Below are 7,834 nucleotides of genomic sequence, written 5' to 3'. Positions count from 1 at the left end.
GCTGGTAGAAGGTCTTTTGTAGGAAGTCCTCAATGGGCTGCTTCAGTACCTTTTCAGCCACGCGCTTCAGAATGATAAAGCTGAGGTCGGAATACTCCACGGGGTACTTGCCCTTTACCTTAGGCAGTAGCGTGGAGCGCTGCACCCACAGCCAGACAGAGTCTTCCGACGTGCTTAGGCTGTACAAGTCGGGTGTTACTTCTTTCGAGAATTGGGGCGACTCAGTACTGGCGTAGAAGGTAGGCTTGGGCCCCGTCTTGGTAATGGTCTTTTCCCAGGTAGCGATGCCAGGCTTGAGGCCCGCTTGGTGCATAAGTACCTCGCGCACCGTCATGTCTTTCTTGTTGGTGCCCTTCAGCTCCGACAAGTAGGCCGCTACCTTGTCATCCAGGTTGAGCTTGCCTGATCTTTGAGGTACATAATAGCCTGCAGCGTCCCTGCTACCTTAGTCACCGAGGCCAAGTCGTAAAGCGTGCTGCTATTGACGGGCTGCGATTTATCATAGGTGCAATAGCCGTAGCTTTTGTCAAACACCACCATCCATCTTTAGCTACCAGCACTTGGCAGCCTGGTGCAGCAGCATACGCTACCGACTCCAGCGCGATATTGTCAATCTGAGCTAGGGTACGAGAGTCGAGGCCGGCTTCTTCCGGGGTGCCATAGCGTAGGCGCCGCAAATCAGGCGTAGGCAGGCCCGTGCCGGCTTTTAATGTTTCGGATATGGTGACGGGTAGGCGCCCCTTCGCCGACAATGCCCCGAACAGGATTTGCGGCATCACTAGCTGGGACGCGTAGTTGTCCTCATAACCGCACACAAGGTACGGGCTGTTTCGAGGTGCTTCAGCGAGTAGGCGTTGCCAAAAGCCACAACCACCGTTTTGATGTTCTTATTTGCTTGAAGCTCCTTCAGGAATTTCAGCGCGCCCTCCCCAATGCCATAGCTATGGGTGGGCGTATTGTTCATGTTATGCAAGCTCACCACCACCACGTTGTAGGGCGTGAGGCGGCTGCTAATCCGGGCGAATGTGGAGTCGACGGCGTAGCGGTTGGGTACGGCGTATACGGGGCCGCTTTGGTACTTACCCATAATCTCCCGGTAGGTAGGCGCATCAGAGCCGATAGTCACGGCGGCTATGCGCAACGTGTCCAAGCGGTTGAAGGGGAGGAGGCCGTCTTCGTTCTTGACGACGGTAGTCGCGTGCTCGTATATCTGCTGCTGTACCGTCCGGCTCAGGGGGCGGTTCAGGTTGGTCATCAGATTGGGCACATCAATGGACTGGTAATGATTCAGGCCCGCCCAATACTTGGCCCGCAGAATTTTACGCACCCGCTGGTCTACGTCAGCCTGATCTACTTTGCCGGCCGCGATGCTCTCTTTAATCTTTTGCAGAGCCACGGGCACATCTTCCGAAAACAGAAGCACGTCGTTGCCGGCGGCCAGGGCTAAGGCATCCAACTCGCCGGGCTTGTAGAGGTCCGACACGCTTTTCATGTTCAGTGCGTCAGTAAACACCAGGCCTCGGTAGTTCATCTTTTCCTTCAGTAGGCCCGTCACTAAGTTCTTCGAAATAGTGGCCGAAAGAGTGCGGACAGTATCGAACAACGGCATGTAGAGGTGACCCACCATCACGCCCATTACGCCCTGCTCAAACGACTTCTGGAATGGATACAGGTCTACGTTTGTGAGGCGGGCCAGATCGGAGTTGATAACCGGTAGGGCCACGTGGGAGTCAACATCCGTGTCGCCGTGCCCAGGGAAGTGCTTGACCACGGCCACAATACCGTGGTCCTGTAAGCCGCGGATGTAGGCAATGCCGCGCTTGGCTACTTGCTCCTTATTCTCCCCAAACGAGCGGTTGCCAATAACTGGATTATCTGGGTTGGAGTTGACGTCGATGACGGGCGAAAAGCTCACGTGCACGCCCAGAGTCTTCATCTTCAGGGCAATTTCGCGGCCCATCTGATAAACGTACTGATCATCGTCCATGGCCCCCAGCGTCATTTGCTTAGCAAAGTGCATGCTGGAATCAAGGCGCATATCCAAGCCCCACTCAGCATCCATGGCTACTAGCAGGGGTACTTTGGCTGCGGCCTGGTAGCGGTTGGTCAGCAGGGCCTGGCGGCGCGGGCCACCCTGCAGAAACATTAGGCCACCGATATTGTAGTTCTTAATCAAAAACTCGGTGTACTGGGCGTGCTTGCGGTCCTTGTTGGAGTAGGCCGCTACCATAAACAGCTGACCCAGACGCTGATCGGGCGTCAGGGAGTTAAACACGCTGTCTACCCAATTCTGCTCGGCTACTGACATTGGCCGCTCCCCTTCTTCCCGTGGTGAGGAAGACGAAATAAGCAGACCCGTAATGGCCAGTACTAACAAAAATATTCCAATCCGAAAGTCTTTGAGCATCGGCTCCGGTGGTTCGTGCTGAGGGGTAATGAAAGATGGAAGGCGAGTTGAAAAGCCCTACTTTTGTCCCTCCAAAAAGGGTGCCGGGCCGCGACGTCGGTGGGGCGTCGGACCACAGTTGCGGACCGTTTAGCTCCTACCTTCTACACTTCCCAACGCAGGAGCCGAAGATTCCGTCTCATGCAGCGCCCACAAAAGTTGGCCGCAAACTTACGGATTATTTCCCGACGCCGGTTGTTATCAGGCGGATAGCTGCTCATAACAGCCGTGCGGCTTCCCGCATTTTTTCTTCGATTTTAGCTTCTGTATGGCGGATATCATTCAACTGCTTCCTGAATATTTAGCTAACCAAATTGCTGCCGGTGAGGTAGTGCAACGCCCCGCTTCTGCCGTAAAAGAACTGCTAGAAAATGCCGTAGATGCTGGCGCCACCCAAGTGCAGCTCATTGTAAAAGATGCCGGCAAACAGCTTGTGCAAGTGGTAGACAATGGAGCCGGTATGAGCCCCACTGATGCGCGCATGAGCCTGGAGCGTCATGCTACCAGTAAAATCCGCACCACCGACGACCTGTTTCGCATTCGTACTCTGGGCTTTCGTGGGGAGGCCCTGGCCAGTATTGCGGCCGTAGCTCAGCTAGAGTTGCGCACCAAGCAGCGCGAACAGGATACTGGCTCACTGCTGCTGGTAGAAGGTTCTCAAATCAGTAGCCAGCAGCCCGTAGCTTGCCCCGATGGTACGAGCATTGCCGTGAAGAACTTGTTCTTTAATGTGCCCGCTCGCCGCAATTTCCTCAAAAGCAACGCGGTGGAGATGCGCCACATTCTGGATGAGTTTCAGCACGTGGCATTAGCTAACCCAAATATCAGCTTCTCGCTGTTTCAGAACGATTTAGAGGTGTTCAACCTGCCGGCGGGCAAGCTGAGCCAGCGCATTGTGAGCTTGTTGGGCAATGGCTACAAGGAGCAGCTTGCGCAGGTGGAGGAGGTAACGCCCTTCATTGCCGTACGTGGGTTTATTGGCAAGCCGGAGTCGGCCAAGAAAAGTAGGGGCGACCAGTTCTTCTTTGTCAACAATCGGTTCATTCGCTCAGCCTACCTCAACCATGCCGTGCTGGCTGCTTACGAGGGGCTCCTCCCCAAAGACACCCATCCGTTCTACGTGTTGTTCTTGGAGCTTGACCCCAAGACCATCGACATCAATGTGCATCCCACCAAAACCGAAATCAAGTTCGAGGACGAGAAGACGGTATACGCCATTGTGCGGGCAGCTGTGAAGCAGAGCCTGGGCCTGCACAACATGGCGCCCTCCTTAGACTTTGATGGCAACGTGAACTTCGCACCCATTCAACCTTTGCGTCTGTCGGGGGTGGAGAAAAATCCTTTTGCTCAGGACTTCCAGCCGGATGCCCTAGCCTCAGCCGCCTCGCGAGCTGCCAGCACGCCGGCCCCGCGCGAAAAAGGCGACAAGAGCGTGCGGCCTGAAGCATTCGAGCGCCAACTGCCCCCGCGGCCTACGGAGCAAGCCAAGCGCGACCTGGAGGACTTTTACAAGAGCCTCAGCCAGCTGAGCGTGCCCGATGTGGAGCACGAAGCTACTGCGGTAGGGGTACCCGTGCCCTCCGCGGCGGCCCTGGTGGCCGCACAGCCCACAGACGACGAAGCAGGGCGGCCTGCCAAGCCAATAGCGTCAGAAGTACCCGCGCCTGCTCCCACGCCAGCACCTCCCGCTTTTGCGAGCAACGCAGCCCCAGCGGCAGTGGCTACCTCGCCGGAATTACCCCTGCGGGAATCCTCCACAGGGCCCGGCAACAAAGTATTGCAACTGCACCAGCAGTACTTACTTGTGCCCGTGAAATCGGGGGTAATGCTGATTGACCAAGTGGCAGCGCGGGAACGGATTTTGTTTGAGCAGTACGCCCAGAGCCTAGAGCGCGAAAATAGCGCTTCGCAAACCCTGCTGTTTCCGCGTACCGTCACGTTCACGCCCCAAGACTTTGCCATTCTGCGTGAAGTAGAAGAAGCCCTGAAAGCTTTGGGCTTCCGCTTCTCCGATTTTGGCAAGTATACTATTGCGGTGGAAGGCATTCCAACCGACGTGCCCGCCCGCGACGAGAAGGAGCTGCTAGAAGGGCTTATCGAACAGTTTCGCAACCATGCTGGCCCCGTAAAGCTGGACCGGCGTGAGCAGATGGCTCGGGTGTTGGCCCGGCGCGTGGCAACCAGTGCTGCGGGCGCCCGCTTGTCGGAACTAGAGATGACGGCGCTGGTGGACAAGCTCTTTGCCTGCTCCGTACCCAACTACACGCCCGATGGCCGCCGAACCTTGGTGCTGCTTGAGTTAAGCCAAGTGCAGGACTTTTTCCGTAGGCCCTAGCGCGCTCACGCTCTACTTGCTCTAGCGGCAGCAGAGGCGCGTACGTCTCGTTCACCTTTTATCAGCCAAACTGGTACGTAATGTTTCAGCTTACCCCCACGGTCCGAAATCTGCTAATTGCCAACGTGCTGGTATTTTTTATCAGCCTGCAGCTGCCCAATCACCTGGGGTTTCTGGCGTTGTATCCATTCGCCTCACCTCTGTTTCAGGTGTGGCAGCCGCTTACCTACATGTTTATGCATGGAGGAATTGGGCACTTGTTCTCCAATATGCTGGGCCTGATTGTGTTCGGGCCGCTGCTAGAGCAGCGCTGGGGCGGCCAGCGCTTTCTCACCTACTGGCTGATCTGCGGGCTAGGGGCGGGCCTGTTGTATAATGGGTTGCGTACCTATGAGCTAAACCGCATGCACCACGACATCGAGGTGTTTCGCCAGGAGCCTACCGATATTCATTTGCTGGATTTTGTGGAGCATAACACACCCGAAGCGGAAGATTCCTACGCACCCATCATGCGGCAGCTCCATAAAACTCCCGACGATGCCAGCCTGATTTCAGGAGTTCTTACTAGCATGGAAACGGTATACGCCCGGGGAATGGTAGTGCCTATGGTAGGCGCCTCCGGGGCATTGTTTGGAATCTTGCTGGCCTTTGCCTTTTTCTTCCCCAATACTACGCTGTTTATGTTCCCGCTGCCTTTCCCCATTAAGGCGAAGTACATGGTGGTGCTCTATGGATTATATGAGTTCTACACGGGCGTGGAGCGGACGCCGGGTGACAACGTGGCACACTTTGCTCACCTGGGGGGAATGCTGGTAGGCTTCATCGTGTTGATGTTTTGGCAGCGTAACCGCGCCCGCCTATACTAGCCCGGTAGGGAGTTGGCAGGGCCGAGGTAGATTGCATGAAAATTGCAGTACTTCCCGCCACAGCCACGTCTCCTTTCTCCGTTGGCTGCTTCTAATTCCTGTTCTTCATGAGTATCGCAAACGATATCCGCACTGCTTTCAGCCGCCGCGACAATGCTCTCAATCAGCTGCTGCTGATAAACGTGCTGGTGTTTGTAGTGTTGGTGCTAGTAAAAGCCGTCATGACGCTCTCGAGCGTGGGGCCCTATTACGACAACGTAATTCGGCAGTTTCAGCTGCCATCGGCACTGCCTAGCTTGCTGCGCCACCCCTGGACGGTGCTCACCTATGCTTTCACCCACGAAAGCTTTTTTCACATCCTCTTCAACCTACTCAACCTGTACTGGTTTGGTGCCCTCATTCGGGAGTATCTCGGCGACCGGCGCCTCGTAAGCTTATACGTGCTGGGCGCCCTAGCCGGTGCACTGCTGTTCATAGTAGGCTTCAACCTAATACCGGTGCTACGGCTGCACCTAGGTGCCACGCTGATTGGGGCCTCGGCATCAGTAACGGCTATTATTATGGCGGCCGCTACCCTGCTACCCGACTACACGTTCAGCTTGTTTCTCTTTGGACCAGTCCGTATCAAGTACATTGCTGCCGTTGTTATTCTGTTGTCCATCATGGCTATCAATGAGGGCAACCCCGGCGGGGGCTTAGCTCACATTGGCGGAGCAATTCTCGGTTTTGCATTTATCAAGCAGCTCCAAGCGGGCCGCGACCTTGGCCGTCCGGTACAAGCCGTCGGCGACTGGTTTGTGCGCTTGGCTACGGGCCGTCCTAACCTCCGGGTTACGCACCGGAATGCTACCCCAGCCGAAGCTGCCGCCTCGGCCAAGAAGGGTTCTTTCCCCAAGCCCGAGCAGGATGAGATTGATGTGATTCTGGATAAGATTTCCCGCTCCGGCTACGAGAGTTTATCTAAAGACGAAAAGCAAAAGCTATTCCGGGCCAGCCAGAAGTAGGAGTTTGCTAGTAAGACCAAAGGCCCGCCGAAGAACTTCGGCGGGCCTTTGGTCTTACTAGCTAGTGGTAGCCTAAGCGCTAGCCTTGCTCATGTTATCGAGGGCATCCATTACTTCTTTCACGTGGCCGCGGGAGGTTTCCAGGAGGGCTTTTTCCTCGTCGTTGAGTTGTAGCTCTAGTACTTTCTCAATGCCATTCTTGCCCAGAATAACCGGAGCGCCTAAATACACGCCGTCGATGCCGTACTCGCCTTCTAGCTTGATGCATACGGGGAACACGCGGCGCTGGTCACGCACAATGGCTTCAACCATCTGAGCCGCCGCCGCACCGGGGGCATACCAGGCGGAGGTGCCCATCAGCTTTACCAGCTCGCCACCGCCCACGGCCGTGCGCTGCACAATGGCATCTAGTTCTTCTTTGCCAATTAGCTCCGTTACGGGGATACCTCCTACCGTGGTGTAGCGGGGAAGGGGTACCATCGTGTCGCCGTGCCCACCCATGAGTACGGCCTGAATATCCTTGGGGCTCACGTTGAGAGCTTCCGCCAAGAAAGCCCGGTAGCGGGCCGTATCTAGAATGCCTGCCATGCCAAACACCTTCTCGCGGGGCAAGCCGGAGGTGAGGTGAGCTTGGTAAGTCATCACGTCCAACGGGTTGCTTACGATGATGATGATGGCATTGGGCGAGTACTTTACCACCTGCTCCGTTACCGACTTTACGATGCCTGCATTGGTCGAAATCAGGTCGTCGCGGGTCATGCCAGGCTTACGAGGTAGGCCAGAGGTAATTACCACCACGTCTGAATCGGCGGTGCGGCTGTAGTCGCCCGTGACACCCACGGTGCGAGAGTCGTACCCAATGATGGGGGCCTTCTGCCAGATGTCGAGGGCCTTGCCTTCGGCAAAGCCTTCCTTGATATCCACCAACACGATTTCGTTGGCAATTTCGCGGGTGGCCAGTACATCGGCGCAGGTAGCGCCCACATTGCCAGCTCCAACTACGGTAACTTTCATTGGGTGAGGAATTAGGGTGAGGTAAGGAATGGTTCGGGTAAAAGTAACCGAAAACGCGTGGCTCGGTAGCCCTTTACCCGGAAAGTTCTTCACCACTTCCTAATCTTATTCAACCCCTGCTATTGTGGCCTTCCAACAGGATGAGCCGTAGTCATAACGCGGCTTGAAA

7 protein-coding genes are annotated in these 7,834 nt (G+C 55.9%); 3 read left to right on the top strand and 4 right to left on the bottom strand.

The window, feature by feature from the left end; all coding sequences use genetic code 11:
• From VI25_RS26735 to VI25_RS09810, 3 genes are all read right to left on the bottom strand, one after another.
• Positions 1–367: serine hydrolase (locus tag VI25_RS26735; RefSeq protein ID WP_055562459.1), on the bottom strand; the 367-nt coding region annotated here is incomplete at its 3' end.
• 82 nt (positions 368–449) lie between these two features.
• Positions 450–776 carry a hypothetical protein gene (locus VI25_RS26730; protein WP_236704996.1) on the bottom strand — a complete coding sequence of 109 codons (327 nt, stop codon included), beginning with the start codon at positions 774–776 and terminating at the stop codon, positions 450–452.
• Positions 777–778: 2 nt separating this feature from the next.
• Entirely contained in the window at positions 779–2,407 is a 1,629-nt protein-coding gene (locus tag VI25_RS09810) for a glycoside hydrolase family 3 protein (protein ID WP_052695037.1), read from the bottom strand.
• Positions 2,408–2,714: 307 nt separating this feature from the next.
• Here VI25_RS09810 and mutL point away from each other — a divergent pair, with 307 nt between their 5' ends.
• The 3 genes from mutL to VI25_RS09795 all read left to right on the top strand — a co-directional run bounded on the left by mutL (position 2,715) and on the right by VI25_RS09795 (position 6,651).
• Positions 2,715–4,781 carry a DNA mismatch repair endonuclease MutL gene (gene mutL / locus VI25_RS09805; RefSeq protein WP_045687617.1) on the top strand — a complete coding sequence of 689 codons (2,067 nt, stop codon included), beginning with the start codon at positions 2,715–2,717 and terminating at the stop codon, positions 4,779–4,781.
• 80 nt (positions 4,782–4,861) lie between these two features.
• The gene (locus VI25_RS09800; RefSeq protein WP_045687618.1) at positions 4,862–5,647 is read left to right on the top strand and encodes a rhomboid family intramembrane serine protease; all 786 of its coding nucleotides are present in this window, start codon (positions 4,862–4,864) and stop codon (positions 5,645–5,647) included.
• 107 nt (positions 5,648–5,754) lie between these two features.
• A complete protein-coding gene (locus VI25_RS09795; protein WP_045687619.1) occupies positions 5,755–6,651 on the top strand; it encodes a rhomboid family intramembrane serine protease in 897 nt (298 codons plus the stop codon).
• A gap of 72 nt (positions 6,652–6,723) precedes the next feature.
• Here the strand turns inward: VI25_RS09795 and mdh are convergent, their stop codons facing one another.
• Positions 6,724–7,665 carry a malate dehydrogenase gene (mdh, locus tag VI25_RS09790; RefSeq protein WP_045687620.1) on the bottom strand — a complete coding sequence of 314 codons (942 nt, stop codon included), beginning with the start codon at positions 7,663–7,665 and terminating at the stop codon, positions 6,724–6,726.
• Positions 7,666–7,834: the final 169 nt, after the last annotated feature.

It is taken from the genome of Hymenobacter sp. AT01-02, from assembly GCF_000961955.2.
Taxonomy (GTDB): domain Bacteria; phylum Bacteroidota; class Bacteroidia; order Cytophagales; family Hymenobacteraceae; genus Hymenobacter; species Hymenobacter mucosus.
Note: the sequence above shows the minus strand (reverse complement) of the source record. Positions and strands in the feature narration are given on the sequence as shown.

Bases quoted from the DNA above. Each gene is read 5' to 3' on its own strand.
- VI25_RS26730 (WP_236704996.1), bottom strand. From the start codon at position 776: ATGCCGCAAATCCTGTTCGGGGCATTGTCGGCGAAGGGGCGCCTACCC.
- VI25_RS09810 (WP_052695037.1), bottom strand. From the start codon at position 2,407: ATGCTCAAAGACTTTCGGATTGGAATATTTTTGTTAGTACTGGCCATT.
- VI25_RS09800 (WP_045687618.1), top strand. From the start codon at position 4,862: ATGTTTCAGCTTACCCCCACGGTCCGAAATCTGCTAATTGCCAACGTG.
- mutL (WP_045687617.1), top strand. From the start codon at position 2,715: ATGGCGGATATCATTCAACTGCTTCCTGAATATTTAGCTAACCAAATT.
- VI25_RS09795 (WP_045687619.1), top strand. From the start codon at position 5,755: ATGAGTATCGCAAACGATATCCGCACTGCTTTCAGCCGCCGCGACAAT.
- mdh (WP_045687620.1), bottom strand. From the start codon at position 7,665: ATGAAAGTTACCGTAGTTGGAGCTGGCAATGTGGGCGCTACCTGCGCC.